The sequence below is a fragment of the Micropruina sp. genome (assembly GCF_047607385.1).
GTDB lineage: Bacteria > Actinomycetota > Actinomycetes > Propionibacteriales > Propionibacteriaceae > Micropruina.
Map to the genome: position 1 here is coordinate 1 of NZ_JASGDE010000143.1, position 25,865 is coordinate 25,865.

At 71.7% G+C, this 25,865-nt stretch carries 25 protein-coding genes; 17 read left to right on the plus strand and 8 right to left on the minus strand.

Features of this window, described 5'->3' with window-relative positions; genetic code table 11:
• Positions 1-82: 82 nt before the first annotated feature.
• Positions 83-757, minus strand: a complete 675-nt coding sequence (locus QM582_RS12880; RefSeq protein WP_415084988.1) for a class I SAM-dependent methyltransferase — start codon at positions 755-757, stop codon at positions 83-85.
• A 61-nt stretch (positions 758-818) separates the two neighbouring features.
• Between QM582_RS12880 and QM582_RS12885 the strand changes: the two genes are divergently transcribed.
• The 4 genes from QM582_RS12885 to map all read left to right on the plus strand — a co-directional run bounded on the left by QM582_RS12885 (position 819) and on the right by map (position 4,443).
• Positions 819-1,556 (plus strand): FadR/GntR family transcriptional regulator, encoded by a 738-nt coding sequence (locus QM582_RS12885; protein ID WP_415084990.1) that lies wholly within the window; start codon positions 819-821, stop codon positions 1,554-1,556.
• 138 nt (positions 1,557-1,694) lie between these two features.
• Positions 1,695-3,005 carry a preprotein translocase subunit SecY gene (gene secY / locus QM582_RS12890; RefSeq protein ID WP_415084992.1) on the plus strand — a complete coding sequence of 437 codons (1,311 nt, stop codon included), beginning with the start codon at positions 1,695-1,697 and terminating at the stop codon, positions 3,003-3,005.
• 22 nt (positions 3,006-3,027) lie between these two features.
• On the plus strand, positions 3,028-3,603 hold the full coding sequence (locus QM582_RS12895; RefSeq protein WP_415084993.1) for an adenylate kinase: 576 nt from the start codon (positions 3,028-3,030) through the stop codon (positions 3,601-3,603).
• A 3-nt stretch (positions 3,604-3,606) separates the two neighbouring features.
• Positions 3,607-4,443, plus strand: coding sequence for a type I methionyl aminopeptidase (map, locus tag QM582_RS12900; protein ID WP_415084995.1), 837 nt, complete (start codon positions 3,607-3,609; stop codon positions 4,441-4,443).
• A 309-nt stretch (positions 4,444-4,752) separates the two neighbouring features.
• Here the strand turns inward: map and ctlX are convergent, their stop codons facing one another.
• Positions 4,753-5,685 carry a citrulline utilization hydrolase CtlX gene (gene ctlX / locus QM582_RS12905; protein WP_415084996.1) on the minus strand — a complete coding sequence of 311 codons (933 nt, stop codon included), beginning with the start codon at positions 5,683-5,685 and terminating at the stop codon, positions 4,753-4,755.
• Between the two features lie 181 nt (positions 5,686-5,866).
• On the opposite strand from ctlX, the gene QM582_RS12910 reads away from it, so the two are divergent.
• The 4 genes from QM582_RS12910 to QM582_RS12925 all read left to right on the plus strand — a co-directional run bounded on the left by QM582_RS12910 (position 5,867) and on the right by QM582_RS12925 (position 9,960).
• Positions 5,867-7,435 (plus strand): circularly permuted type 2 ATP-grasp protein, encoded by a 1,569-nt coding sequence (locus QM582_RS12910; RefSeq protein ID WP_415084997.1) that lies wholly within the window; start codon positions 5,867-5,869, stop codon positions 7,433-7,435.
• Positions 7,429-8,361 (plus strand): alpha-E domain-containing protein, encoded by a 933-nt coding sequence (locus tag QM582_RS12915; protein ID WP_415084999.1) that lies wholly within the window; start codon positions 7,429-7,431, stop codon positions 8,359-8,361. The genes QM582_RS12910 and QM582_RS12915 overlap by 7 nt, the downstream gene beginning before the upstream one ends.
• Entirely contained in the window at positions 8,358-9,200 is an 843-nt protein-coding gene (locus QM582_RS12920) for a transglutaminase family protein (protein WP_415085001.1), read from the plus strand. The genes QM582_RS12915 and QM582_RS12920 overlap by 4 nt, the downstream gene beginning before the upstream one ends.
• A 388-nt stretch (positions 9,201-9,588) precedes the next feature.
• Positions 9,589-9,960 carry a DUF1707 SHOCT-like domain-containing protein gene (locus QM582_RS12925; RefSeq protein ID WP_415085002.1) on the plus strand — a complete coding sequence of 124 codons (372 nt, stop codon included), beginning with the start codon at positions 9,589-9,591 and terminating at the stop codon, positions 9,958-9,960.
• Positions 9,961-10,062: 102 nt separating this feature from the next.
• On the opposite strand, the gene QM582_RS12930 is transcribed toward QM582_RS12925, so the two are convergent.
• From QM582_RS12930 to QM582_RS12940, 3 genes are read right to left on the minus strand one after another with little or no spacing between them, the layout of a single operon-like run.
• Complete coding sequence (locus tag QM582_RS12930) at positions 10,063-10,794, minus strand: DinB family protein (protein WP_415085004.1); 732 nt, start codon at positions 10,792-10,794, stop codon at positions 10,063-10,065.
• Between the two features lie 31 nt (positions 10,795-10,825).
• On the minus strand, positions 10,826-12,154 hold the full coding sequence (locus QM582_RS12935) for an FAD-dependent oxidoreductase (RefSeq protein WP_415085006.1): 1,329 nt from the start codon (positions 12,152-12,154) through the stop codon (positions 10,826-10,828).
• 31 nt (positions 12,155-12,185) lie between these two features.
• Entirely contained in the window at positions 12,186-12,713 is a 528-nt protein-coding gene (locus tag QM582_RS12940) for a DUF1697 domain-containing protein (RefSeq protein WP_415085008.1), read from the minus strand.
• A 164-nt stretch (positions 12,714-12,877) separates the two neighbouring features.
• Between QM582_RS12940 and QM582_RS12945 the strand changes: the two genes are divergently transcribed.
• From QM582_RS12945 to QM582_RS12960, 4 genes are all read left to right on the plus strand, one after another.
• Positions 12,878-13,774: an aminoglycoside phosphotransferase family protein gene (locus tag QM582_RS12945; protein WP_415085030.1), complete on the plus strand. Its 897-nt coding sequence runs from the start codon at positions 12,878-12,880 to the stop codon at positions 13,772-13,774.
• A gap of 402 nt (positions 13,775-14,176) precedes the next feature.
• A complete protein-coding gene (locus tag QM582_RS12950) occupies positions 14,177-14,554 on the plus strand; it encodes an SAV_6107 family HEPN domain-containing protein (protein ID WP_415085010.1) in 378 nt (125 codons plus the stop codon).
• Positions 14,551-15,813 (plus strand): DNA polymerase IV, encoded by a 1,263-nt coding sequence (gene dinB, locus QM582_RS12955; RefSeq protein ID WP_415085012.1) that lies wholly within the window; start codon positions 14,551-14,553, stop codon positions 15,811-15,813. The genes QM582_RS12950 and dinB overlap by 4 nt, the downstream gene beginning before the upstream one ends.
• A gap of 90 nt (positions 15,814-15,903) precedes the next feature.
• Positions 15,904-16,275 (plus strand): DUF3040 domain-containing protein, encoded by a 372-nt coding sequence (locus QM582_RS12960; RefSeq protein WP_415085014.1) that lies wholly within the window; start codon positions 15,904-15,906, stop codon positions 16,273-16,275.
• Between the two features lie 6 nt (positions 16,276-16,281).
• Here the strand turns inward: QM582_RS12960 and QM582_RS12965 are convergent, their stop codons facing one another.
• Genes QM582_RS12965 through QM582_RS12975 form a run of 3 tightly spaced genes read right to left on the minus strand, consistent with a single transcriptional unit; the run spans position 16,282 to position 20,592 of the window.
• Positions 16,282-18,432, minus strand: coding sequence for a transglutaminaseTgpA domain-containing protein (locus tag QM582_RS12965; RefSeq protein ID WP_415085016.1), 2,151 nt, complete (start codon positions 18,430-18,432; stop codon positions 16,282-16,284).
• Entirely contained in the window at positions 18,429-19,622 is a 1,194-nt protein-coding gene (locus tag QM582_RS12970) for a DUF58 domain-containing protein (protein WP_415085018.1), read from the minus strand. The genes QM582_RS12965 and QM582_RS12970 overlap by 4 nt, the downstream gene beginning before the upstream one ends.
• 4 nt (positions 19,623-19,626) lie before the next feature.
• On the minus strand, positions 19,627-20,592 hold the full coding sequence (locus tag QM582_RS12975) for an AAA family ATPase (protein ID WP_415085019.1): 966 nt from the start codon (positions 20,590-20,592) through the stop codon (positions 19,627-19,629).
• Between the two features lie 145 nt (positions 20,593-20,737).
• Here QM582_RS12975 and mraZ point away from each other — a divergent pair, with 145 nt between their 5' ends.
• The 5 genes from mraZ to QM582_RS13000 all read left to right on the plus strand — a co-directional run.
• Complete coding sequence (mraZ, locus tag QM582_RS12980) at positions 20,738-21,166, plus strand: division/cell wall cluster transcriptional repressor MraZ (protein ID WP_415085021.1); 429 nt, start codon at positions 20,738-20,740, stop codon at positions 21,164-21,166.
• Between the two features lie 139 nt (positions 21,167-21,305).
• On the plus strand, positions 21,306-22,289 hold the full coding sequence (gene rsmH, locus QM582_RS12985; RefSeq protein ID WP_415085023.1) for a 16S rRNA (cytosine(1402)-N(4))-methyltransferase RsmH: 984 nt from the start codon (positions 21,306-21,308) through the stop codon (positions 22,287-22,289).
• On the plus strand, positions 22,286-22,963 hold the full coding sequence (locus tag QM582_RS12990) for a hypothetical protein (protein WP_415085024.1): 678 nt from the start codon (positions 22,286-22,288) through the stop codon (positions 22,961-22,963). Before rsmH ends, QM582_RS12990 begins: the two co-directional genes overlap by 4 nt.
• The gene (locus QM582_RS12995) at positions 22,960-24,792 is read left to right on the plus strand and encodes a peptidoglycan D,D-transpeptidase FtsI family protein (RefSeq protein ID WP_415085026.1); all 1,833 of its coding nucleotides are present in this window, start codon (positions 22,960-22,962) and stop codon (positions 24,790-24,792) included. Before QM582_RS12990 ends, QM582_RS12995 begins: the two co-directional genes overlap by 4 nt.
• A gap of 11 nt (positions 24,793-24,803) precedes the next feature.
• A partial coding sequence (locus QM582_RS13000) for a Mur ligase family protein (protein ID WP_415085028.1) occupies positions 24,804-25,865 on the plus strand: 1,062 nt, incomplete at its 3' end.

Consider the following 25,865-nt stretch of genomic DNA (forward strand, 5'->3'; position numbering starts at 1 on the left):
GTCCCCGGCGGTTGGTTTTCGTTCGTCGAGAACCGTCCCCGACCGTTGAGAACCGTCCCCAACCGTTGAGAACCGTCCCCGGTCAGGCGGGTTTGGTCCAGGCGATGGTGTGCCGGAAGCCCAGCCGGTGCCGGATGGTGGCCCCGGGCATCTCAGCGTCCAGCAGCGCCCGCAGTTCGTCGAAGCTGAGCGTGGGGTTGCGGACCGGGAACGGCGGCGGTTGGACGCCGTCCGGGCTCGGCCAGGGGTGTTTGACGTAGCCGATCAGCGGGTTGGTGACCAGGGACGCCAGTTCCCAGGCGTAGTCGGGGACGGTGCGCGGCGGCGCCAGCCCGACCACCAGGAGCCGTCCGCCCGGGGCCAGCAGCCGACGCACCTGGCGCAGCGCGGACGGCACGTCGAGATGGTGCAGGACCGCGATCATCGTGATCAGGTCGAACCCGCCGCCGAGCTCGGCCAGGTCACCCTTCGACACCACGACATTGGGCAACCCGGCGCAGCGGACGGCTGACTGCCGGCGCATCGCGGCGTCGGTGTCCGTTCCGGTCACCGCGTCGAAGCGCGGAGCCAGCGCGGCCAGCAGCTCGCCGCGTCCGCAGCCGACGTCCAGTGCCGTGGTCCGCCGCTCGGGCAGATTCGCCAGAATCCAGGAGTGGAAGTGGTCGTTGTGGCTCCATGGGTGCCGGGCGTTGAGCGCCGTGATCAGTTCGGACGCCTTGGCCCCGGCCGCACCGGCCGTCCAGTCCCGCAATGGCATAGCAACGATTGTGCCGGCCGGCGCCGGTATCCTGACCACGACGAAGGGACTCGCCCAACCCATGGCTTCCGCACATCTGCACCGTGCTGCCCTCGATGCGATCGGGCAGGAAATCGTGGACGGTGTACGCCCGGTCGGCTCCGTGCTGACCCTGGCCGACCTGGAGCAGCGCTTCACCGTCTCCCGGACGGTGGCCCGCGAGATCATGCGGATCCTGGAGTCGCTCGGCATGGTGCGTTCCCGGCGCCGGGTCGGCATCACCATTAGGCCCCGCTCCAACTGGAACGTGCTCGATCCGCTGGTGGTCGGCTGGCGGCTGCGCGGCGGCGAACACGATCGGGTGCTGCTCGACATCACCGAGCTGCGGGTGGCGCTGCAGCCGATGGCGGCCGAACTGGCCGCCCGCAACGCCACCCCCGAGCAGCGCGAGCATCTGCTGGAGCTGGCCGACGAGATCATCCGGAACAGCCGCCAGCCCGAGCGCGCGCCGATGCTGGCCGCCGCCGAACTTGCCTTCCACATGCTGCTGCTGCGAGCCACCGCCAACGAACTGTTCGCGGGCTTCTCCGGCGTGGTCCGGCTGGTCGAGCTGGCCGACGGCCCGCGTCCCGCCGAACCGGGGTTGGTCTGGGCCGAGCGCTACCGCCGGATCGCGGTCGCGGTGGCCGCCGGCGACGGCGAGACGGCGCGGATCGCGTCCCGGGCGCAGGTGGCGCAGGGGCTGGCCGGGATGACCGCCCGGGTGGGGGAGCGGCCCTCGATCGCCGAGCCGCCGAGTTCCGATCACTGGTCGGTCTAGTCGCCGGAACCTAACCTGCGTCCACATCGGGCGGACGCCGATGGCCGCGGCACGGGCGCCCCCGCGGAACTTGGTAGAGTCTGTCAGGTTGCGCGCGGTTCTCGCGCGGGCCAACCAAGGTAGAGGAGTACTGGTCGGATGCTGTCGGCCTTCGTGAATGCGCTGAGAACGCCTGACCTGCGCCGCAAGATCCTGTTCACCCTGTGCATCTTGGCGATCTTCCGGCTGGGCTCGGTGATCCCGACCCCGAACGTCAACCTGGTCAACGTCAACGCCTGCCGGGTCGAGGCGGCCTCGGGCGCCAACGCCGGGCTCTACTCGATGATCAACCTGTTCTCGGGTGGCGCGCTGCTGCAGTTGGCGATCTTCGCGCTGGGCATCATGCCCTACATCACGGCCAGCATCATCCTGCAGCTGCTCACCGTGGTGATCCCGCGGCTGGAGACGCTGAAGAAGGAAGGTGCCTCCGGCACCGCCAAGATCACCCAGTACACCCGTTACCTGACCCTGGTGCTGGCGGTGCTGAACGCGACCGCGTTCGTCACCCTGGCGGTCAACGGCCAGCTGTTCCAGGGCTGCACCCGCGACCTGGTCTACGACAAGGGCATCTTCCCGATCGTGGTGATGGTGCTGACGATGACCGCCGGCACCGGCCTGATCATGTGGATGGGCGAGCTGATCACCGAGCGCGGTGTCGGCAACGGCATGTCGGTGATGATCTTCACCCAGATCGCCGCCCAGTTCCCGGCGTCCCTGTGGTCGATCAAGGAGAGCCGTGAGGGCGCCGCCGGCTGGCTGGCCTTCTCGGTGGTGATGGCCGTCGGCCTGCTGGTGATGCTCGGCGTCATCTTCATGGAGCAGGCCCAGCGCCGCATCCCGGTGCAGTACGCCAAGCGGATGGTCGGACGCCGGCTGTTCGGCGGCACCACCACCTACATCCCGATGAAGGTGAACCAGGCCGGCGTCATCCCGGTCATCTTCGCCTCGTCGATGCTCTACCTGCCGGTGCTCTACTCGCAGTTCCAGCCCGACAACGACGTGTCGGCGTGGATCCAGACCCACCTGGTGCGGGGTACCGGGCTGTGGTACAACACCATCTTCTTCGTGCTGATCATCGCCTTCACCTACTTCTACGTGGCGATCACCTTCAACCCCGAAGAGGTCGCCGACAACATGAAGAAGTACGGCGGCTTCATCCCGGGCATCCGGGCCGGCAAGCCGACCGAGGAGTACCTGGGCTTCGTGCTGTCCCGGCTGACCGCTCCGGGCTCGCTGTACCTGGGTCTGATCTCGCTGATTCCGGCGATCGCGTTCATCTTCTTCAACGCGCAGACCAACTTCCCCTTCGGTGGCACTAGCATTCTGATCGTTGTCGGCGTGGGGTTGGACACCGTGAAGCAGATCGAGAGCCAGCTCCAGCAGCGCAACTACGAAGGATTCCTCAGGTAACTCGACGGCGAGGCAGGACGCGATGCGACTTTTGATCATGGGGCCACCCGGAGCGGGGAAGGGCACCCAGGCTGCCGTGATCGGCGAGCACTACGGCATTCCGGCGATCTCCACCGGCAACATCTTCCGGCTGGCGATCACCAACCGCACCAAGCTCGGCGAGCGGATCAAGCGGATCATCGCCGAGGGCGGCTACGTGCCGGACAGCCTCACCCTCAAGGTGGTCGTCGAACGCCTCGAGGAGGACGACGCCAAGGACGGCTGGCTGCTGGACGGCTTCCCGCGCACCCTGCGCCAGGTCACCGCGCTGGACTCCGAGCTGGAGGCGCACGGCTTCCACCTGGACGCCGTGGTGTCGCTGACCGCCGACGAGGAGGCGATCATCCAGCGGATGCTGAAGCGCGCCGAGATCGAGAACCGGCCCGACGACAACGAGGAGACCATCCGCAACCGGATGGAGGTCTACCACGAGCAGACCGACCCGCTGCTGGACGTCTATCGCGAGCGCGGGCTGCTGATCGAGCTCGACGGCATGGGTGCCGTCGAGGAGGTCTCCCAGCGGGTGCTGGCGGCCCTTGCGGACCGGCTCGGGCGCTGATTCGTGGCAGGTGGCATCGAGGTCAAGACCCCCGAGCAGGTGCTGGTCATGCGCCGCGCCGGTCTGGTGGTCGCCCGCACCCTCGCCGCGCTGCGTGACGCGGCGGCACCCGGCGTCACCACCGCCGAGCTGGACGCGCTGGCCCGCGACGAGCTGGCCCGAGCCGGGGCGACGTCCTCGTTCCTGCACTACGGCGGCGGCTGGGACGTGCAACCCTTCCCGGCGGTGACCTGCATCTCGGTCAACGACGAGATCGTGCACGGCATCCCCGGTCCTCGGGTACTGGCCGAGGGCGATCTGGTCTCGGTCGACTTCGGTGCGATCGTGGACGGCTGGCACGGCGACTCGGCGCTCAGCTTCAGCGTTGGCGCGGCGCGTCCGGACGACCAGCGGCTCAGCGATGTCACCCGCGCGTCGATGTGGCGCGGGATCGCCGCCGCCCGGCTCGGCGGCCGGGTGGGCGACATCTCCGCCGCGATCCAGGGCTACGTCCGCAGCCAGCGGGAGCGGTACGGCATCGTCCGGGAGTTCACCGGACACGGCATCGGCTCCCAGATGCACCAGGCGCCGGACGTCCCCAACCACGGCAAGCGGGGCCGCGGACCGCTGCTCACCCCGGGCATCTGCCTGGCGATCGAGCCGATGCTCACCCTGGGCGGCGAGGGCACGGCGACCCTGGACGACGGCTGGACTGTGGTCACCCGGGACGGCTCCCGGGCCTGCCACTGGGAGCACACCATGACGGTCACCAAGCACGGGCTGTGGGTGCTCACCGCCGAGGACGGCGGGGAGGCCGAGTTGACCGCGCTGGGTGCCACGTTCGGCCCGCTGGCCGACTGACTGTGACCGCGTCGGTGCGCTGGCGCCAGGTGGCGGCGGTGGGGGCCTACTGACTGTGACCGCGTCGGTGCGCTGGCGCTAGCTGGCGGTGGTACTGGCCGACCTCGAGCGGCGTCCGGTCCTCAGCCCGCTATGACTGGCGTGTCGATCGCGCGATCGGCCACAGCTTTCGCCATGGATGGATTGCTTTCGGGATATTTCACGAAAGCAGTGACGGATCCTGCCGCCAGCGGCCGATCGCGCGATCGGCGACCCGCGTCCAGCCCAGCCGAAGCGGGCCGTGCTGTCGCACCGCCGCGGCGTCCGACCTCAGCGCGGGGTGAGGTGCACCCCGGCGATCATGCAGCGCACCGAGCCGCCGGCGCGTTCGATGGTCGGCACCGCCAGCGGCAGCAGGGTCGCCGATTCCTCGATCACCGCGCGCTGGTCATCGCTCAGCGCGGCCGCGGCCCGGGCCGACAGGGCCAGCACCCGTCCGTTCGTCCCGGTCAGCTCGATGGTGTTGCCGGCGAAGTCGGCGACCTGCTCGAAGCTCAACTCCAGCACGCTGCGTCCGCTCTCGGCCAGCCGGGCGGCCACCTCGTCGCGGCGCCGCGGGTCGCTGATCGCGTCCAGGCAGACCAGGGCGTACTCCGACGCGATGCCCATCAGCACGTTGGTGTGGTAGATCGGACGCCCGTCCGGCCCGGCGGTCGGGAACGCCATCGGCTCGTAGCCGAACGCGGTGCAGAACCGTTCCAGGATGACCGGGTCGGCCCGGTGTGAGTTCGCCACGTAGGCCAGCCGTTCGGCGTGGTCGAAGACCATCGCGCCGGTGCCCTCCAGGAACAGGTTGTCGTACTCCAGCCCCGAGTAGTCGATCACCTCCTGCACCCGGTAGCTGCTCTTCAGCAGCTCGATCACGTCCGAGCGACGTTCCCGGCGCCGGTTCGGCGCGTACATCGGGTAGATCGCCACCCGTCCGCCGTGATGGGTGGAGAACCAGTTGTTCGGGAACACCGAGTCGGGGGTGTCCAGCTGGCCGAAGTCGTCGAAGACGTGGACGGTGACGCCGGCCGCGCCGAGCCGGTCGACCGCGGCGTCGAACTCGTCCCGGGCAGCGGCGGCGATCGCGTCGGAGGCCAGCTCCCCGCTGGGCAGCGCCTGGAAGGCGTTGTCGGCCAGCGTCTGCGGATTGACCCGGAACCGGTGCGGGCGGATCATCACCACCGCGGTCGGGGCCTGCACGTTGCGGAAGTTCATCGGAACCCTTCTGATCCGGCTGTCTGAGGGGCACGGTCCAACCGGAACCAGGCGTCGATGGCTGGCCGGTGCGGACTGCCTGAACGCACCTCCGGGGACGCGAGAGCACACTACCCAACATCTTCGAAAGGTGGGCGTTGGTGATACCGCGGTGAAACAATTCGGCAATACCCTGACCGGTGTGAGCGCACTGTTCTCGGACTACCAGGCGACGGGGCCGGCCTTCGACGAGATGATCTCCGGCGAGGGTGTGCGGACGGCCTACTCTTCGGCCCTGCGCCAGCTGGGCAAACTCGAGGCCGACGAGGTCAGATCGCGGGCCGACTATCTGAAGAGCACCTACCTCGACCAGGGGGTCACCTTCGACATCGGCGGCGAGGAACGGCCGTTCCCGCTGGACATCGTGCCGCGCATCCTGCTGGCCGACGAATGGGCCACCATCGAGTCCGGCGTCGCGCAGCGGGTGAAGGCGTTGGAGGCCTTCCTGGCCGACGTCTACGGCGACGGCAAGGTGTTCGACGACGGGGTGATCCCGCGCCGGGTGGTGGCCAGCTCCCCGCACTTCCACCGGGTGATGCATGGCGTGGTGCCGCCCAACGGCGTCCGGGTGCACGTCTCCGGCATCGACCTGATCCGCGACAACGAGGGCACCTTCCGGGTGCTGGAGGACAACGTCCGGGTGCCGTCCGGGGTGTCCTACGTGATGACCAACCGGCGGGCGATGTTCTCCGCGCTGCCCGAGGTGACCAGCCGGCACCGGATCCGTCCGGTCGAGCAGTACCCGCTGCAGCTGCTGGCCGCGCTGCGGGCCGCCGCGCCGCACGGCATCTCCGACCCGACCGTGGTGGTGCTCACCCCCGGCGTCTACAACTCGGCCTACTTCGAGCACGCCCTGCTGGCCCGGATGATGGGCGTCGAGCTGGTCGAGGGCCGCGACCTGGTCTGCCAGGCCGGACGGGTCCGGGTGCGCACCACCCAGGGGCTGCGTCCGGTGCACGTCATCTACCGCCGGCTGGACGACGAGTTCCTCGACCCGGCGACCTTCCGGGCCGACTCGATGCTGGGCTGCGCCGGGCTGATCAACGCCGTCCGGGCCGGCAACGTGACGCTGGCCAACTGCGTCGGCAACGGAGTCGCCGACGACAAGCTGGTCTACACCTACGTCGCCGACCTGATCCGCTACTACCTGAACGAAGAGCCGGTCATTCCCGGCGTCGACACCTGGCGGATGGAGGATCCGGATTCCCGCGAAGAGGTGCTGGACCGGTTGGACGAGCTGGTGCTGAAGCCGGTGGACGGCTCCGGCGGCAAGGGCATCGTGATCGGCCCGGCCGCCAGCAAGCGCAAGCTCGACAAGCTGCGCGGCGAGGTGCTGGCCAACCCGCGCGGCTGGATCGCCCAGCCGGTGGTCCAGCTGTCCACCGTGCCGACCATGATCGACGGGCAGATGCGGCCCCGGCACGTCGACCTGCGGCCGTTCGCGGTGAACAACGGCAGCAGCATCTACGTGCTGCCCGGTGGGCTGACCCGGGTGGCGCTGCCCGAGGGCGAACTGATCGTGAACTCGTCCCAGGGCGGCGGCTCCAAGGACACCTGGGTGCTGGCCCGCGACGGCGTCCGCGGGCAGCGCCGGCGGACCCGGCCCAAGGCGACCCCGATGGTGGTGCCGCTGGTCGACATCGCCGCCGAAGGCATTCAGCAGCAGCAGGAACAGCAACAGCAGAGCCAGTGGATGGGGGCGTCATGCTGAGCCGGATCGCCGAGTCGCTGTTCTGGATCGGACGCTACCTGGAGCGCGCCGAGGACACCTGCCGGATCGTCGAGGTGCACCTGCAGCTGCTGCTGGACGACCCCAGCGTCGACCAGGAGGCGGCCGGCCAGTCGCTGCTGGAGGTGATGGGCTTCCCGGCCCCCGAGGACACCGCGGTCGACCCCACCTACGTGCTGAACGCGCTGTGCTACGACCACCGCTCGCCGGCGTCCGTGGCCGCGGCGCTGGGCGGGGCCCGGGAGTCGGCCCGGCGGGCCCGGGAGACGGTCTCCACCGAGATGTGGGAGTCGATCAACACCACCTGGAACTCGGTGCGCGGCACCCGGCTGCAGCGGATGCGTCCGGCCACCGCGTTCAAGCACATCCGGGAACGCTGCGCGGTCATCTCCGGCACCGCCGACTCCACCATGAGCCACGACGAGGGCTGGCAGTTCCTGATCCTGGGCCGGTCCATCGAGCGGGCCGACATGACCGCCCGGCTGATCCAGTCGGCGTCCATCACCTCGGGTTCGCAGAGCGCCTGGAACAACGTGCTGCGCGGCTGTGGCGCGCATCACGCCTTCCTGCGCACCTACGGCGGCGTCACCACCGACCGGGACGCCGCGGAGTTCCTGCTGCTCGATCGGCTGTTCCCGCGCTCGCTGGTGTTCACCCTGACCGCGGCCGAGGAGGCGCTCGCCGACCTGGGCCAGACCGAGCGCCGGGCCGGCATCGAGGACGCCGCGCAGCGGCTGCTGGGCACCGCGCGGGCGCAGCTGGAGTACCGCCCACCAGGCGAGGTGCTGCATGATCTGCCCAGCCGGATGGCCGACCTGCAGTGGGTCTGCAACCAGGCCTGCACGGCGATCAACCAGCGGTATTTCGAAGGTGCGACGGCGGCCGTGTGGCGCGGAGGAGAACAGTGACCAGGCAGATCCGGATCGTCCATCACACCGGTTACGCCTACCCGGAACCGGTGCTCGGCTCCTACAACGAGGTGCGGATGACTCCGCGCACCAGCCGCGAGCAGTGGGTGGTGTCGTCCCGGATCGAGATCCAGCCGACCCCGTGGGTGCTCAGCTACACCGACTACTGGGGCACCCGAGTGACCGCCTTCGAGATCCGCGAGCGGCACTCCCGGCTGGGTGTCACGTCCACCGCGACGGTCGAGATCACCCGGCGCTCGGAGCCGGCTCCCCGGGCGAGCTGGGAGCAGCTGCGCGACCCGGGCCTGGAGGACCGGATGGTGGAGTTGCTGGCCATCACCGAATACGTCGATCCCGGCAGCGAGCTGTGCGGCTTCGCCGCCGGCGTGGCCCGGGACGCCGAACCGGCGCAGACCGTCGCCGAGGTGGTCCGGAAGGTCCGGGAGCGGGTCCGCTACGTGCCGGGTGTGACCCACGTCCGGACCCGGGCGAAGGACGTCTGGGCGGCCGGCGCGGGCGTCTGCCAGGACATGGTGCACGTCACCATCGGCGCGCTGCGCAGCGTCGGCATCCCGGCCCGGTACGTCTCGGGCTACCTGATGCCGTCGGCGAACCCGGTGCCGGGGGAGGCCCGCAAGGCCGAGTCGCACGCCTGGCTGCAGTACTGGGACGGCGCCTGGGTGGGTCTCGATCCGACCAACGACGCCGCCCCGGGCGAGTTCCACGTCGAGGTCGGCGTGGGCCGGGACTACTCCGACGTCCCCCCGCTGCGCGGCATCTACTCCGGCGCCGCCGAATCCGAGATGTACGTCGAGGTCGAGATGACGGTGCTGGAGTGACGTCCACTCCTCGCTGAGGGCGGTCCCGGACAGGTGGCGAACGGGTTGTGCCACCTTGCCGGGATAGGCGGGTGCGGCCTTGCCGGGACGGCTGGTGCCGCCTTGCCCGGATAGGCGGTAGGTCCCCGACGGGAGGTGTGCAGGTCCCCGACGGGAGGTGTGCAGGCCCTCCGACGGGACCTGTGCAGGTCCCCAACGGGAGGTGAGCGGCGATCTCGACATCGCCGCCCGATGGTGGGTTGCCTGTCGGGTTTCGGGTCGTGACTCGAAACCCTCCAAGGCTCCCTCCAGCAGCGAGGGATCTCGACATCGCCGAAGCAGCCGCATTCGGTGAAGGCCCATATCGCCGAAGCCGTGGCATTCGGTGACCGCCCATTAACCTGGGTGGGTGGACAACCTGCCGATCTCGTCGAAGTACCGCTCGCGGCCGCTGGAGCCGCTGAGCGACGGTGAGCGCGAGGAACTGGCCGGACGGCTGAACGAGGAGTTCGCCCGGGGTGCGATCGACACCGACGACTACCGGGCCATGCTCGACCGGGTGTTCGCCGCCCGCACCCTGGGCGAGGTCGCCGAGGTGGTGGCGACGCTGCCCGCCAAGGACACCTTCGCGGTACCCGCGGTGATCGAGTCCGGCACGGTGGCGCCCGGCGAGCTGGTGCCGGCGAAGCAGCCCGGCAACAAGGGCGCGCTGATGGTGGCCGCCGGGCTCGGCACCGGGATCGCGGCGATCATCCTGCTGCTGGTGCTGATCATCCTGTGAATCGGCGGCCGAGCGTGTCGATTCGTTGGTCGAGCTTGTCGAGACCTCGCGTCGGTTTCGACAGGCCCAACCAGCGGGGTTTCGACAGGCTCAACCAGCGGCTCAGGCCAGCAGAGCCAGATCGCGCTTGACGTAGCGCAGGTGCGCCCACTCCTCCTCGAGGATCACCCGGATGCAGTCGCCGACGCTCGGACGCCAGTCGTCGCCGCCCCACGGGTTGGCGCGCTCCTCGGCGAGCAGCTCCGGCGTCGCCGTGGCCAGGAAATCGGTGACCAGCTGCTGTCGTTCGGCACGCACCGCGAGGATCTCCTGGTAGGTCGGCGCCTCGGCGCGGAAGATCGACATGTCGAAGCCCATTCGGGCCGCGCCGGTGAAGATCTGGCCGATCTCGTGGAACGGCTGCTCGACCCGCAGGATCCCGCCGCGGAGCCAGGCGTCGGTCGCCAGGATCAGGTGCCGCAGGGTCTCGGCAAGCGACCACTCGTCCGCGACATGGGCGTCCACCAGCTCGCGCGGCGTGCCCGCCACCGTCTCCCGCCAGGCGGCCTGCACCGCGACCCAACCCTCGCGCAGTCCCTCGGGCGTCTGCGCCTTCTGCAGCTCGCGTCCCGGGAACTGCCGGTTGAGCTCCGCGTCGACCAGAGGCACCACGTCGACCCCGTTGACGAAGAGGCTGCCGAAGAACAGATCGTGGCTGTCGATGTCGAGCCCGTCCACGTCGACGCTGCGCATGGTCACCCCGCTGACATCGGAGAACCGCAGGGTGGCGCCCTTGAAGCTCGCCCTGACGAAGCTCGCCCACTCGAACTCGTTCGTGCCGGAATAGGTCGTCATCGCACCATTGTCGCCCGACTCGCGGCGATTCTCACCGGACCCGGACGGCCTTGTTGGTCGGCCGGATGTCGGCCCCGGTGAGGTTCTCGTGGGTGACGTAGGTGGCCAGCGCCGCCGACAGCAGCTGTGCCCAGGGGTCGTTGCCGCCCCGGCTGGATGCGCTGGCCAGGGTCACCGTCGGGGTCTGTGGACGCAGCGGCGGCTGTCGCAGCCAGCTGCGCGGCGACGTCCAGCGGGTGCCGAACGCCGGGTCGGGGGAGCCGGCGGTGAAGTGGTGGACGACGAGCTGTCCGGGTTCGCCGGGCAGCCGGTACTCGACCCGGACGCCGGCCGCGCCGTGGTGGACGTCCTCGGTGACCGTGTCGGACCGACGGCCCTGGTCGGCCGCGGACGACGATCGGGCACCGGTTGCCGTGGCCGATTCCGGTGCTGGCTCCGCGGCCCGTCCCGGATCGGGGGTGACCACGATCTGCGGGGCGAACGCCGGCCGGGTCCAGGCGGTGCGGCGGCGCAGCGTCGGCTCGCCGCCCCCGGTCAGCCGCAGGTACTCCCACGGGTTCACGGTGGCCACCACCGCGTCGACCTCGACGGTCTCGGCACCGGTCCGGACCCGGCCCGGGGCGATGGCGAGCACCGGCTCGCCGGTGCGGACCTCCACCCCGCGCAGCTCCAGCCGGGCCGCCAGCAGGTCGATCAGTTCGGACGCCGGCACCGGCGCACCGTCGCGGGTCAGCTGCCAGCGGCCGAAGATGCGTTCCAGGGCGAGCCGGACCGCGACGAACTCCGGCGTCCGCTCCGGGCGGGAGCCGATCCGCCAGGCCGTGGAGCGGAGCAGCGCCGCCGCCTGCGGGTGGCCGAAGCGGCGGGCCAGCCGGGCCACGCTACGGTTCAGGCCGAGCGCCTGGCGACGCCGCGGAGTGAGCGCGGCATCGGTGAACTCGTCCTCCAGCCCGAGCCGGCGCAGCAGCTGCCAGCGCTCGTCCAGGTCGTCCAGCAGGTCCCGCCAGCGCTCGGCGGCCGGAGTTCCCCAGGCCTCTCCGAGCGCCGCCCACTGCTCGCCGCGGTCGCTGGGCAGGCTCAACGTGGAGCCGTCGGCGAAGTGGTGCAGGGCCGGCGGCGCCGGCACCAGGGCGTGGCCGGTGCGGGCCAGTTCGGCGTCGAAGGGGCGTCCCGATTTGCGGAACAGGTCCCGCCAGGGCGCCGGGAAGGTGAACGCCGGGGGCAGTGCGCCGGGCGCCGCCCAGCGCCCGCCGAGCCGGTGCCGGGCCTCGAACAGCAGCACCCGGTGCCGGGCCTTGGCCAGCCGGGCCGCGGCGGCCATACCGGCCAGCGATCCGCCGACCACCGCGACCACGCTCATGCCGTGCTCCGGAATCCGGTGCCGCGCGGCATCAGCTGGCCAGCTCGATCAGCTTGCGGACGGTGTTCAGGTTCCGTGCCGTCCCGGCCACCGCGAGGGCCCGGCCGAGCGCGGCGTCCTTCAGTTGGGCGCGGCCGGCGCCGTTGGCGTAGCGCAGGTGCAGTTCGCGTCCGATCACCTGCCAGCGATCCTCGCCGGTCTCGACCAGGCCCGCCTTGGCGATCGCCTCCGGCGTCGGGATCCCGGTCAGGAAGCTGATGTAGGAGTACTTCGGTTCGAGCACCTCGAACGGGTGCGCCGCCAGCGCCGCGACCACCTCCTCGCGGGACCTGCTGATCACCTCGCGGAAGAAGCCGTAGCGCTGTTCCACCGCACGCTCCAGCGCCCGGTCGAAGGTGTCGCCGTCGTCGGGCGGGGTGCACACCATATTGCCGGAGGCGATGTAGGTGGCCACGTCGCGGGCCCCCAGCGACTCGGCGAGTTCGCGCCATTCCGGCATCGGCAGCCTGCCGGTGCCGCCGACGTTGACCGCCCGGACCAGCACGATCCGCCGGCTCACCGGGACTCCTCGGCCGGCCGGACCAGGCGGGGGCTTCTCATGGCCGCCACCCTACGACCGTGGTCGTCCGGACGCCTACCGGCTCGTCCAACGCCTGTGGCGCAGCCCGGGCCCCGCATCCCGTCCGCCCACGGATCCCGCGGCCGGTCTAGGGTCGCGACGTGATGCACCCCGACCAGTTGCCGATCGAGGCCGGTGTGGTGGCGGCGCTGGTCGCCGATCAGTTCCGGCGCTGGCGCGGCCTGCCGATCGTCCCGGTGCCCTCGGCGGGCACGGTGAACGCGCTGTTCCGGATCGGCGAGGAGTGGGTGGCCCGGTTCCCGCTGCAACCGGACGACCCGGACGCCGTCCGAGCCCGGCTGCGGCGGGAGGCGTTCGCCGCCGCCGAATTGCTCGGCCGGGTGCCGTTCCCGACTCCCGCGCCGATCGCGCTCGGACGCCCCGGGCCGGGCTACCCGCTGCCCTGGGCGGTGCAGACCTGGCTGGCCGGGGAGCCGGCCTGGGACCGTCCGCTGTCCGTGGCGGGTGCCGCCGACCTGGCCGCGCTGGTCCGGGCGCTGCGCGGGATCGAGGTCGCCGGACGCCGCTTCGCCGGGCCCGGCCGGGGCGGGGACCTGGCCGGGCACGACGCCTGGGTGCGGCACTGCCTGGACCGCAGCGCGGGACTGTTCGACGTCCCGGCGGTGGCGGCGCTCTGGGCGGAGTTGCGCGGGCTGCCGCGCCGGGCGTCCGACGTGATGGCGCACAGCGACCTCACTCCCGGCAACGTGCTGCTGGACGCCGCCGGCCGGCTGACCGGCGTGCTGGACGTCGGCGGCTTCGGCCCGGCCGATCCCGCGCTCGACCTGATGGTCGCCTGGACGATGCTGGACGCCGGCCCGCGGCAGCGGTTCCGCGACGAGCTGGACGTCGACGAACTGGACTGGCAGCGCAGCCGGGGCTGGGCCCTGGAACAGGCGGTCGGGCTGGTCTGGTACTACCGGGAGAGCAACCCGGCCATGCATCGCCTGGGCGTCCGCACCCTGGAGCGGCTGTTGACCGGCACGTCCCCGGAGCGCTGAGCCCGACCGCAGACCGTTTCTGTCAGTGCCGGCTGTCAGGGTTGACGTGTTCCGGCGTTGGGGGGTTATGCTGGAGCTACGTCGAACAGATGTTCGATAATGGAGTCGGGGAAGGGCTCGCAGCTCCCCGGTGCGGACGGATCTCGACCCCCGTCCGCACCGGGGTCAGCCGTCTCCGGGCCTCGACTCCGACCGCTGACATCAATGCTGACCAGGGGGGATCGTGCGCAGAGCCGAGCAGTCGGTGCCCGAGTTGGTGCCCCGGCCACCAACCTTCACCCGCTGCGCGACGCCCGGACGGCGCTTCGCGGCGTTCTCCTCGGTCATCAGGCGACCCGGTATGACTCCCTCGTCGGTCTTGCGAGGCATCCGACCGACCGCCGATCACCCGGGTGAACGTTGATGGCCGCGGAACTGGCCGCCGCGACCGCGGCGCTGATCGAGGCCGAGCTCGCCGATCGCCCGGCGCAGCGATTCCTGTTGGCTCACCTGGCGGCGTTGCGGGTGGCGGCGGTGGTGCTGGCCTGTCGCGCGTCCGGACGGGGTGGCTCGGGCCGGCCGCGCGACGTCTGGCAGGTGCTCGCCGAGGTGGCTCCCGAGTACGCCGAATGGGCCGGCTTCTTCGCCGCGTCGGCGCTGAAGCGGGAGGCGGTGCGGGCCGGGGCGGTGGCGGTGGTCGGCGCCCGGGAGGCTGACGACCTGGTCCGCGACGTGACCATCTTCCGCGACCGGGTGGCCCGGCGGCTGGCCGGTCCCGAGCAGCGGCGGGAGGTGTCGTGAAGCCGTCGGACGCCGCACCCGGGGCCGCGCGCCGGCGGGTGATCCTGCATGTCGACATGGACGCCTTCTACGCCTCGGTGGAGTTGCGCCGGCGTCCCGAGTTGGTGGGCCGGCCGATGTTCGTCGGCGGTGAGCGGCGCGGCGTGGTGCTGAGTGCCAACTACCAGGCCCGGGCCTTCGGCGTGGTCGGCGGCATGCCGTCGTCCAGGGCGCGCCGGCTCTGCCCGCAGGCGGTGGCCGTCCCGCCTGATTTCGACGCTTACACCGAGGTCGCCGCCGGCATCGGCGAGGTCTTCGAGTCGGTCACCGCGCACGTCGAGCGGGCCTCGATCGACGAGGCCTATCTGGACGTCACCGGCGCGCTGCGGGCGTTCGGCACCGCGCGGGCGCTCGGCGAGTACCTGCGGGCCCTGATCGCCGACGAGCAGGGCATCACCTGCTCGGTGGGCATCGGCGCGACGAAGTTCATCGCCAAGGTCGCCTCCGGGCAGGCCAAGCCCGACGGCCTGGTCGAGGTGCCGGCCGGGGCCGAGCCGGCGTTCCTGCATCCGCTCCCGGTGGAGCAGATCTGGGGCGTGGGCGAGTCCACCGCCGGCCGGCTGCATCGGCTGGGCATCGTCACCGTGGCCGACCTGGCGCAGACCCCGGTGCCGGCCCTGCAGCGGGTCTTCGGCCCGCACCAGGGGGCGCTGCTGGCCGACCTGGCCTGGGGTCGGGACACTCGCCGGGTGCTGGCCCGCCCGGGTGAGCGGGGGGTGGGCTGCCAGCGCACCTTCGCCGACGACCTGGACGACCCGGCCCGGGTCCGGGCCGAGCTGCTCCGGGTCAGCGCCACGGTGGCCCGGCGGATGCGCCGGGCCGGGGTGCTCGGCCGGGTGGTCACCCTGACCGTCCGGTTCGCCGACTTCCGCACCGTCTCGAAATCGGCCACGCTGTCCGGGCTCACCGACGGCACCGACGAGCTGTACGCCCAGGCGCTGGCGCTGTACGCCCGGCTGGGCCCGCCGCGCACCCGCATCCGCCGCGTCGGGGTCCGGGTGCAGGGCCTGGTCGAGGCCGGCAAGGCCTACTGCCAGCCGCCGCTGGACGCCCCGGAGCGGGGGTGGCGGGAGGCTGAGCTGGCGGTCGACGAGGTCCGCCGGAAGTTCGGCTCGCACTGTCTGGACCGGGCCGTGCTGACCCGGCGCGGCCGCGATCCGGCGCCCGCCCGGTCGCTGATGGAGGCCCAGTCGGCCCCTCCGGGACACCCGTGGGGGTGAACCTCTGGTTCTGTGTTCCGTTTGCTCTGTCGCCCGCCTAGACTTGATCCGCGCTACCGCCGTGCGCCCCATCAATGAAGGGAGGTTGGCATGGCTCTTTCCGAGGAGGAACAGCGACTCCTGGCTCAGTTGGAAGAGGCTCTGGCAGCCGAGGATCCCAAGCTGGCCAATACGTTGCGTGGTACGACGACCCGGCGATTGCACCGCCGTCGAGCCGCGCTGGCTGGAGTCGGTTTTCTGATCGGCATCGCCTGCCTGATCGGTGGCATGCAGTTGAGCCCTGCCCTCAGCATTGCCGGTTTCGTGATCATGCTGGCCGCCAGTGTCGTCGCGGTGACGTCCTGGCGCCATGTCGGTGAGACCACTGTCAGCCGCCCGTCGGTTCGCTCACCGCAGAGCGAAAAGGCGTTCATGGACAAGATGGAGGAGCGCTGGCGTCGCCGCCAGGACGAGGGCCAGTAACCCTCGCTACCCGCGCCACCACAACCGCCGCCACAACGACCGTGGCAGCAACTTCCGCCCCCACGTCTGCGGCCCGTCGGTGCCCGCCGTGAGTCCGGACCTGATCCGGACCACGTCGGCACCGACGTCCCCGACCTCACCGAGGTTCTCGGCATACCGGGCTCGTTCCACCAGCAGGGCCACCCGGCCCAGGGCGTCCGCCGCGTCCGCGGGCAGGTCGGCGGCGAGCCGGTCGGCGATCTGCCGGGGCGAGCCGGTCGGCCAGGCGCCGCCGGCATCCCAGACGCTGTCGCGCACCTCGTCCCAGGCCGCCGTCACCGCCTCCCGTCCGGCGCTGACCGAGAGCCGGCGCAGCCGCCGGCGGTGACGCACCGCCGCCGGAGCGGCCAGCAGGGCGACCACCGCCAGCGCAGCACCCGTCCAGGCCAGCCAGGTCAGGTCGACGCCCTCCGTGTCCGAGGTGTCCGGTTCGACCGGATCGGCGCTGGGTTCGGTGCCGGGCTGCTCCGGCTCCGCGCTCGGTGTCGCCGAGGCGCTCGGGCTGGCCGACGGCGACCGGGTCGGGCCGCCGATCACGGTGTAGTCCGGCGGGTCGGCAACGCCCGGGGTCGGCTCGAAGCTCACCCAGCCGAGACCGGCGAAGTACAGCTCGGGCCAGGCGTGCATGTCCCGGATGGACACCTCCCAGCCGTCCCCGGAGCGGCTGCCCGGCAGGAAGCCGACCGCCACCCGGGACGGTATCCCGGCGGCCCGGGCCAGCACCGCCATCGAGGTGGCGAACTGCTCGCAGTAGCCCTGGTGATCCTCGAACAGGAACTGGGTCAGGGCCTGATAGCCGGAACCCGGGGCCGGCTCCAGGCTGTAGCTGAACTGGGCCGAGCGCAGCCATTGCTGGATCAGCAGCGCCTTGCGGCCGTCGGTCGAGGCACCCTCGGTGATCGTCCGGGCCAGGGTCCGGATCCGGTCCGGCAGATCGCCGGGCAGCGCCAGGGTGACGTCGGCGTCGTCCGGACGCCCCGCGTCGGCGCCGGCGAGCTGGGCGGCGGTCGGGGTGACGTCCACCACGGTGGCCTGGTAGTGGAGCCCGTTGGTGGCCTCTTTCTGCTTGGCGCCGGAGGCCAGCACGCTCAGCGTGATCGGGTCGTGGCGCCAGTCGCCGGACGCGCTGAACGCCGCCGGCGCGTAGGGCAGCGGCAGCCATTCGGAGTTGAAGGCGTCCACCGCCACCTCGATGGTGTACCGGGGACGCCCCGGCGGTGCTCCGGGCGGGGCGGGCAGGGCGCCGCCGAACAGATCGATCGGGTTGAGGTGGAAGCCGGTGGCGTCGAAGCCGGGCAGGGTGGTCAGCCGCAGCTGCGCTCCGGCCCCGTTGCTGGTGGTGTAGGTCAGCACCCGGCGGTCCACCGGGAGCTGCAGATTGCGCCGCAGGTCGAGGCTCGGGTCGCCCATCTGCACCGGCCCTTGGCCGGTGAACGGGGCGCCCCGGTCGGGGTCGATGCCGGGGGTCAGCATGCCGGCCAGCACCGCCGAGGGTAGCGCCGCCAGCAGGCAGATCAGGCCGCCGAGCAGCAGCCCGCCGCGGCTCCGGCCGGACGTCCGGACGTTCAGCACCCGGCCGCGGTCGGCGGCCTCGGCGAGCAGGATCAGCAGGTAGCCGACCCCGAGCGCGATCAGCGACTCGAAGCCGACCAGGGTGGGCAGGGCCAGCGCCGGCACCAGGTACAGCACCCCCAGCGGCAGCAGCGTCCATCCGGGGTGCCGGTGCGTCACCGCCAGCTGGTCGGCCAGGAAGGCCAGCAGGCCGACCGCGAAGGTGAGCACCAGCCGGACGCCCAGGTTGGGCTGCATCGGCGCCGCCGACTCCACGGTCCAGCGCAGCGCGCTGCTCAGCACGCCCGGCAGGGCGAACGGGTTGACCAGCCCGGCGCCGACGCTCAGCACCGCCAGGGTGGCCAGCCCGGCCACCGCCTGCAGCACCCCGGCCAGCAGGTCCCCGGGCAGCAGCCGGCGCGCGACGATCCCGGCGGCGCCGATCACCGCGATCAGCACCAGGGAGTCGGTGAAGGCGGCCCGGTCGGCGGTCACCGGGGTGAGTGCGGTCAGCGCCAGGGCCATCGCCACCGCCACCGCGGCGCCCAGCCGGTCGGACGCCCTCACCGGACCGCCCCCCGTTCCAGCTCCGCCCAGGCGTCCGGGACGCTTCGTGCGGCGGCGTCGCCGACCACGTGCCAGCCGTTGGCCACCAGCACCTCGGCAGGATCGTCCGTCCCGGGTTCGGCGGGCTGCAGCACGATCGCCCGGCACAGCCGGCCGTCCCGGCGCAGGCTGGTGAGCGCCACGGCGTCGGCCGGGGTGAGTCGTCCGATCACCGCGATCAGCAGCTGACCGCGGACGCCGCCGTCGGCGCGCAGCCCGGCCAGCTCGGTCGCGGCGCTGGGGGCGATGTCGGTCAACCGGTCCAGCAGCGCCTCGCGGATGGTGTCGCGCTCGGCGGGCGGCGCGGCACCGTCGGCGTCGGTGAGTTCGACGTCGTAGCCGGCGTCCAGCAGGTGCACCGCGATCGAGGCGGCCGCCGACACCGCCCATTCGAAGCTGGACGCCGCACCCTCGCCGCTGTGCCCGGCGGACCGGTTGTCCAGCAGGATCAGCGCGCTGGGCTCCCAGGCGTGCTCCTCGCGGCGCACCATCAGGGTGCCGGTGCGGGCGGTGGAGGGCCAGTGGATGCGGCGCAGCTCGTCGCGCGGACGGTACTCCCGGATCAGCGCGTCGTCGGCACCCAGCACGCTGCTGCGGCGATGGGCGGCGTCCCCGCTGAGCCCGGTGCCGGCGCCGCGGATCGCGTCGCCGAGCCGATGGACGGCCGGGGTGACGGTGAGCAGGCTGCTGCCGGCCATCCGGCGCCGGGTGCCGGCCAGGCCGAGCGGATCGGTGGTGGCCCACCGGCTCGGCCCGATCCGGTAGCGGCCGCGCAGCGTCGGGGTGAGCCGGTAGTGGTGCTGGCTGTGCAGCCGTCCCCAGCCGGACGGCACCGCGATCGCCGGTGCGCCGCCGAGCGGGGCCGGCAGGGTCTCCTCCACGATGCTCCACGCGCCCAGCCCGATGCTGTCCCGCTCCAGGTCGAGTACCACCCGCACCGGCGTCCCGGCGGCCACCCGGTCGGGGTGCAGGGTGCGGCGGGCCTGCGGCTGCCGTGCCGAGAACCAGGCCAGCACCGCGCCCGCGGCGACCAGCCCGAGCAGCAGCCCGCCGGGCCAGGCCAGCGATCGCAGGCCGGTGGCCGCGGCGGCGATCAGCAGGGCCACGGCGACCGTGACCAGTCCCAGGCCGCGGGAGGTCAGCCGGATCATGGGCTCAGTCGTGGTCCGGGACGCCGACGCTGTGCACCGCGGCCAGGACCACCTCGTCCACGTTCCGCCGGGCCAACTGCGCGGCCGGGCTGAGCAGGATGCGGTGGGCCAGCGCGGGCACCGCCAGTGCCTGCACGTCGTCGGGGATGACGTAATTGCGGCCCTGCAGCACGGCGCGCGCCTTGCACGCCCGGAGCAGCTGCAGGCCGGCCCGCGGCGAACCGCCGAGCCGGACGTCGGGGCTGTTCCGGGTGGCGTCCAGCACCCCGACCAGATACTCCTTGATCGCGTGGTGCACGAAGATGCCGCGCACCCGGGCGGTCAGCTCGGCCACCCTCGCCACATCGGTGACCGGCCGCAACGCGGCCAGCGGGTCGCCCTCGCCGTGGTGCTCCAGCATCGCCACCTCGGCGGCCCGTACCGGGTAGCCCAGCGAGATCCGCAGCGCGAACCGGTCGCGCTGCGCCTCGGGCAGGGGATAGGTGCCCTCCATCTCGATCGGGTTCTGGGTGGCCACCACCATGAACGGATCCGGCAGCGGATGGGTGACGGCGTCCACCGTGACCTGGTGCTCCTCCATCGCCTCCAGCAGCGCCGACTGGGTCTTCGGGGACGCCCGGTTGATCTCGTCGCCGATCACCACGTTGGCGAACACGCCGCCGGGCTTGAACTCGAAGGACCGGCTTTCGGCGTTGAAGATCGACACGCCGGTGATGTCGCTGGGCAGCAGGTCCGGGGTGAACTGGATGCGCTGCGCGGTGCCGTCGATGGAGCGGGCCAGCGCCTTGGCCAGCATCGTCTTGCCCACCCCCGGGACGTCCTCGATCAACAGGTGCCCGGACGAGAACAGGGCCACCAGGGCCAGTTCGATCGCCTCCGGCTTGCCCTCGATGACGGTCTGGATCGCTGCCCGGATGTCCTGGGCGACGGTCTGCAGGTCGTCCACCCGGCTCGCTGAGCTGCGCTCCACGGTCCCCCCTCTGGCGTCGGCTGCTGCCACCCTACCGGCCCTTCCGAAACGCCGTCGCTGGGAGCACAGGGGTGCCCGAGTGGTGGAAAGTGGAGTACAGTGGCGCCAAGTGGAGGAGAAAGCCGAGGGAGGGAGGTAGGTACCCGTGTTCCTGGGCACCCACACCCCGAAGCTCGACGACAAAGGCCGCTTCTTCCTCCCCGCGAAGTTCCGCGAGGAACTGAACGGGGGCCTCGTCATCACCAGGCAGCCGGACCGCTGTCTGGCGATCTTCACTCCGGCCGCCTACCAGGCGGCCGCCGATCGGATGATCGCGGGATCGTCCAGCCTGGCGAAGGTCCGCTCGGTGCAGCGGATGTTCGCCTCCGGCGCGGATTCGTCCACGCCGGACAGCCAGGGCCGGATCACCGTGCCGGAGCACCTGCGGAACTACGCGGGACTGCGTCGGGAGATCGTCGTGATCGGTGCCTTGGACCACGTCGAGGTGTGGGACGCGGAGGCCTGGAACGACTACGCCGCGGCGCAGGAGGAGGCCTTCGCAGAGATGGACGAAGAGGTATTCGGAGCGGGGTGACCCGCGCCGACGAAGCAACACCGTCGCGTGCGGTGCGGCTTCAATCCGAGGGGCGACGCCCCCTGGCGCACCTTCCCCGGTGCCAGGCGGATCCCCACGGATTGAAACCACAGCGCACGCGACGTGCCATCCAGGGCTGATGGAGGGGGTCGAGATGGACGGGCAGCAGCCTGCCGGGCATGTGCCGGTGATGTGCGCGCGCATCGTCGAACTACTCAGCGTCCCCTTGCAGCCGCCCGGCTCGGTCTACGTGGACTGCACGCTGGGCCTGGGCGGCCATGCCGAGGCGATCCTCACCGCCTGCCCGCAGGCCCGGCTGATCGGCATCGACCGCGACCGGCACGCCCTCGACCTGGCCGCCGCCCGGCTGGCCGGGTTCGGCGACCGGGTGGAGTTGTTCCAGGCCCGCTACGACGAACTGCCCGAGGTGCTGGCCGAGGCCGGGCGACCACGCGTCCAGGCGATCCTGGCCGATCTCGGGCTGTCCTCGATGCAGATCGACCGCACCGAACGCGGCTTCGCCTACCGCACCGACGCCCCGCTCGACATGCGGATGGACGACACCCAGGCGCTGACCGCCGCCGAACTGCTGAACACCGCGTCCGTGGGCGAACTGGTCCGGATCCTGCGGCGGTTCGGCGAGGAGCGGTTCGCCGACCGGATCGCCCGCCGCATCGTGGCCGAGCGGGACGCCGAACCGTTCGCCGGCTCGGCGCGGCTGGTGCGGGTGATCGAGCAGGCCATCCCGGCCGCCGCCCGCGCAGCCGGCGGCGGGCATCCCGCCAAGCGCACCTTCCAGGCGCTGCGGATCGCGGTCAACGACGAGCTCAGCGCCCTGGCCGGGCTGCTCCCGGCCGCCATCGACGCGCTGGCCCCGCGCGGCCGGCTGGCGGTGCTGGCCTACCACTCCGGCGAGGACCGCCTGGTGAAGAACGCGCTGCGCGACGCGGCCACCGACCGCGCCCCCCGGGGGCTGCCGGAGGTGCCGGCCGAGTTGCGCGCCCGCCTGGTGCTGCTGACCCGCGGCGCCGAGCGTCCCGACGACAACGAAGTGCAAGTCAATCCGCGCGCCGCCTCGGCACGGCTGCGCGTGGGGGAACGGATCGACGAGGTGGCAGCATGACAGCACTCCAGGCGCCGAAGCACAGTCCCAGCCCGCGCCGGCCCGAGGAGCGGGCGACGCGGTGGGGGTTGCGTGAGGTCCGGCTCCCGCAGCGCACCATGGCCAGCGTCCCGTTCGTGCTGAGCCTCGGCGTGCTGCTGGCGCTCGGCATGGTCGGGCTGCTGCTGCTGAACACCGCGTTGCAGGAACAGGCCTTCGCGGTCCGCGACCAGCAGAAGGTGGCCACCCAGCTCGGCTACCGGCTCTCGGCGCTGGAGACCGAGGTCACCGAGGCCCGCTCCACCACCCGGCTGGCGATCGAGGCCGGCAAGCTCGGCATGGTGCCCAACCCCTACCCGGTGTACCTGCCGCTGCCCGGCGGCGACGTGATCGGCGATCCGACCGCGATCAACGGCAGCGAGTTGCCCGACGTCCGGTACCGGACGCCGGAGGAGCTGGCCAAGATCGCCAAGGCGCGGGACGAGGCGATGGCGAAGGCCGCGGCCGAGCAGAAGAAGGCCGCCGCGGAGGCCAAGGCCAAGGCCGCTGAAGCCAAGAAGGCCGCTGAGGAAGCCAAGAAGAAGGCCGCGGAGGCGAAGAAGGCCGCCGAGCAGAAGAAGGCGGACGCGGCCAAGGCCAAGGCGAAGGCGGACGCGGCGAAGGCGAAGGCGAAGAAGAACGGGACCGGTCGATGACGCTGAAGTCGAGCGCCGGACGGCGCCTGTCCACGCTGCGCCGCGCCCGGCTCCCGCTGACCTCTCCGGTGCGGCGGATGCGCGGGCTGCTGATCGCGGTCGCGGTGGTGTTCTCGATGTGCGCCGGACGGGCCATGCAGGTGCAGGCCTTCGATGCCCAGAGCTACGCCGAGCAGGCCGCCGACCAGATGAAGCAGACCCAGGTGCTGCCCGCCTCCCGGGGCGAGATCACCGACCGCTACGGCGACGTGCTGGCCTTCACCGAGGACACCGTGCAGGTGGTCGCGGACCCCAGGATGATCCGCACCAACGGCAAGATGGCGGACGCCCAGATGACCTCGCGGGACCGCGAGATCGCGGCCACCGCACCCCAGCAGCTGGCGCAGATCCTGGCCAAGCACCTGGGCAACACCCCGGAGTCGTACCTGCCGTTGCTGACCGACCCGAAGTCGTCCTACAAGATCGTCGCCAAGGGCGTCCCGGCGCAGAGTTTCGCCGAGATCCAGTCCGACATGACCGAGGCCAAGCTGCTCGGCCTGCGCCGGATCACCGACCCGACCCGCAGGTACCCCAACAGCACCCTGGCGTCCAATCTGATCGGCTGGGTGAACAAGGACGGCGAGGCCGCCGGCGGGCTGGAGCGTTCGCTGGACAAGCTGCTCAAGGGCACCGACGGCAAAGAGGTCTACGACTCCTCCCCGAACGGCAAGATCCCGCTCGGCGACAACGTGCTGATCCCGGCCCAGAACGGCCGCAACGTCGGGCTGACCATCGACTCCTCGCTGCAGCTGATGGCCGAGCAGCGGCTGAACAAGGCGCTGGCCGACAGCGGGGCCGAGGCGGCCGCGGTGATCGTGATGAACCCGAACACCGGCGAGGTGCTGGTGATGGCCAACGGGCCGTCCTTCGACAGCAACGACCCCGGCAAGGGCAACGCCGCCGACATGGGCAACCGGGCCACCAACAACGTCTACGAGCCCGGCTCGGTGCAGAAGGTGCTCACCTTCGCCGCGCTGCTGGATTCCGGGACGATCACCGCCGACGACAAGGTCACGGTGCCCCCGTTCATCAAGCAGGATCAGTACACGATCAAGGACGCCTGGAGCCACGGCGAGATCACCCTGCGGGCCCGCGGCGTCTTCGCCAAGTCGTCCAACCTGGGCACCATCGTGATGGCCCGGAAGATGACCAAGGAGCAGCTGCACTCCTACTACGCGTCGTTCGGCCTGGGCCGCAAGACCAACGCCGGCATCCTCGGCGAGGCCGCCGGCTCGCTGCCCAAGGCGAACATGCCCGACTACACCCGCGACGGCCTCGCCTTCGGCACCAGCGTCTCGGTGACCGCGCTGCAGAACGCCGCGGCACTGTCGTCGGTGGTCAACGGCGGCGTCTACCACGCGCCCAGCGTGATCGCCACGACGGACGGCAAGCCCTACACCCCGGCCAATCAGGACACCACGCCGCGGCGGGTGATCTCCCCGGAGGCCTCCGAGGAGGTGCGCTCGCTGATGGAGCAGCAGGCGCTGAACCAGAAGAGCGCGGCGTTCACGGTGAACGGCTACCGGATCGGCTCCAAGACCGGCACGGCACGGCTGCTCGATCCGAGCTGCGGCTGCTACCGGAAGGACCGGCTGGTGGTCTCCACCGTCGGCGTCGCTCCGATCGAGAACCCGCAGGTGCTGGTCTACGCGGTGGTCTGGAACCCGAAGAAGGGCGGCTCCGGCGCGGCCGTCGCGGCGCCGATCATGCACGACGTGATGGCGCTGGCCCTGCCCCGCTACGCGGTCGCCCCGTCGTCCTCCAAGGGCGTCAAGCTCCCGCTCCAGTAATAGGGTGAGGCATGGCTGAGCGCGCTACTCGCCTGTCGGAGCTGCTGCCCGGGGCGGGCGACATCGGCGTCACCGGTGTCTGCCTGGACTCCCGGGCGATCCGTCCGGGTGTGTTGTACGCGGCGTTGCCGGGGCAGCACACCCACGGCGCCCGGTACGCCGACCAGGCCGTCGCCCGGGGCGCGGTGGCGGTGCTCACCGACGCCGCCGGCCGTGACCTGGTCACCGCCGCCGTCCCGGTGATCGTGGTGGACGACCCCCGCGCCGCGCTGGCCGAGGTGGCCGCGGCCGTCCAGGGGCATCCGGCGGCGGCGATGCGGATGTTCGGCGTCACCGGCACCAACGGCAAGACCAGCACCGTCTTCCTGCTCGAGGCCGCACTGGCCGCCCTCGGCGAGCGGGTGGGGACGGTGGGCACCATCGGCTTCCGGCTGGACGGGCGGACCATCGTCCGCAGCCGCAGCACGGTCACCACCCCGGAGTCGCCCGACCTGCAGGAACTGCTCGCCGAGCTCCGGGACGCCGGCGCCAGCAGCGTGGCGATGGAGGTGTCCTCGCACGCCTTGGCGCTGCGCCGGGTCGGCGGGATCGTCTTCGACGTGGCCGCCTTCACCCACCTGGGACGCGACCATCTGGACTTCCACCGCGACCTGGAGAGCTACTTCACCGCCAAGGCGGAGTTGTTCCTGGGCGGCCGGGCCCGGGCCTGCGTGGTCAACATCGACGGCGACTGGGGACGCCGGCTGGCCGGGATGATCCGGGCCGAGGGCACCCCGCTGCTGACCACCGGCAGTGCCCCGGACGCCGACGTCCGGCTGCTCTCGGCCGAGCTGGACGCCGACCAGCGCACCCGGGTCACGGTTGCCACCCCGTGGAATCCGCTGACCTTCACCGTCGGGATGCCGGGCTCGTTCAACGTCGCCAACGCGATCACCGCCACCGCGATGGTGGCCGCCGCCGGCCTGGACGTCGGCACGGCCGTCGCAGCCTTCGCCGACGCCGCCGTCCCGGGCCGGATGCAGCGGGTCGACCTCGGTCCGGGCGCCCCGCGGGCGGTGGTCGACTTCGCGCAC

Excerpts from the sequence above, each read along its gene's own strand:
- QM582_RS12950 (WP_415085010.1), top strand. The coding sequence starts at position 14,177 with ATGGCCGCGGAACTGGCCGCCGCGACCGCGGCGCTGATCGAGGCCGAG.
- QM582_RS12945 (WP_415085030.1), top strand. The coding sequence starts at position 12,878 with ATGCACCCCGACCAGTTGCCGATCGAGGCCGGTGTGGTGGCGGCGCTG.
- secY (WP_415084992.1), top strand. The coding sequence starts at position 1,695 with ATGCTGTCGGCCTTCGTGAATGCGCTGAGAACGCCTGACCTGCGCCGC.
- QM582_RS12880 (WP_415084988.1), bottom strand. The coding sequence starts at position 757 with ATGCCATTGCGGGACTGGACGGCCGGTGCGGCCGGGGCCAAGGCGTCC.
- QM582_RS12960 (WP_415085014.1), top strand. The coding sequence starts at position 15,904 with ATGGCTCTTTCCGAGGAGGAACAGCGACTCCTGGCTCAGTTGGAAGAG.
- QM582_RS12970 (WP_415085018.1), bottom strand. The coding sequence starts at position 19,622 with ATGATCCGGCTGACCTCCCGCGGCCTGGGACTGGTCACGGTCGCCGTG.
- QM582_RS12995 (WP_415085026.1), top strand. The coding sequence starts at position 22,960 with ATGACGCTGAAGTCGAGCGCCGGACGGCGCCTGTCCACGCTGCGCCGC.
- QM582_RS12915 (WP_415084999.1), top strand. The coding sequence starts at position 7,429 with ATGCTGAGCCGGATCGCCGAGTCGCTGTTCTGGATCGGACGCTACCTG.
- QM582_RS12935 (WP_415085006.1), bottom strand. The coding sequence starts at position 12,154 with ATGAGCGTGGTCGCGGTGGTCGGCGGATCGCTGGCCGGTATGGCCGCC.
- rsmH (WP_415085023.1), top strand. The coding sequence starts at position 21,306 with ATGGAGGGGGTCGAGATGGACGGGCAGCAGCCTGCCGGGCATGTGCCG.
- ctlX (WP_415084996.1), bottom strand. The coding sequence starts at position 5,685 with ATGAACTTCCGCAACGTGCAGGCCCCGACCGCGGTGGTGATGATCCGC.
- QM582_RS12885 (WP_415084990.1), top strand. The coding sequence starts at position 819 with ATGGCTTCCGCACATCTGCACCGTGCTGCCCTCGATGCGATCGGGCAG.
- QM582_RS12895 (WP_415084993.1), top strand. The coding sequence starts at position 3,028 with ATGCGACTTTTGATCATGGGGCCACCCGGAGCGGGGAAGGGCACCCAG.
- QM582_RS12930 (WP_415085004.1), bottom strand. The coding sequence starts at position 10,794 with ATGACGACCTATTCCGGCACGAACGAGTTCGAGTGGGCGAGCTTCGTC.
- QM582_RS12990 (WP_415085024.1), top strand. The coding sequence starts at position 22,286 with ATGACAGCACTCCAGGCGCCGAAGCACAGTCCCAGCCCGCGCCGGCCC.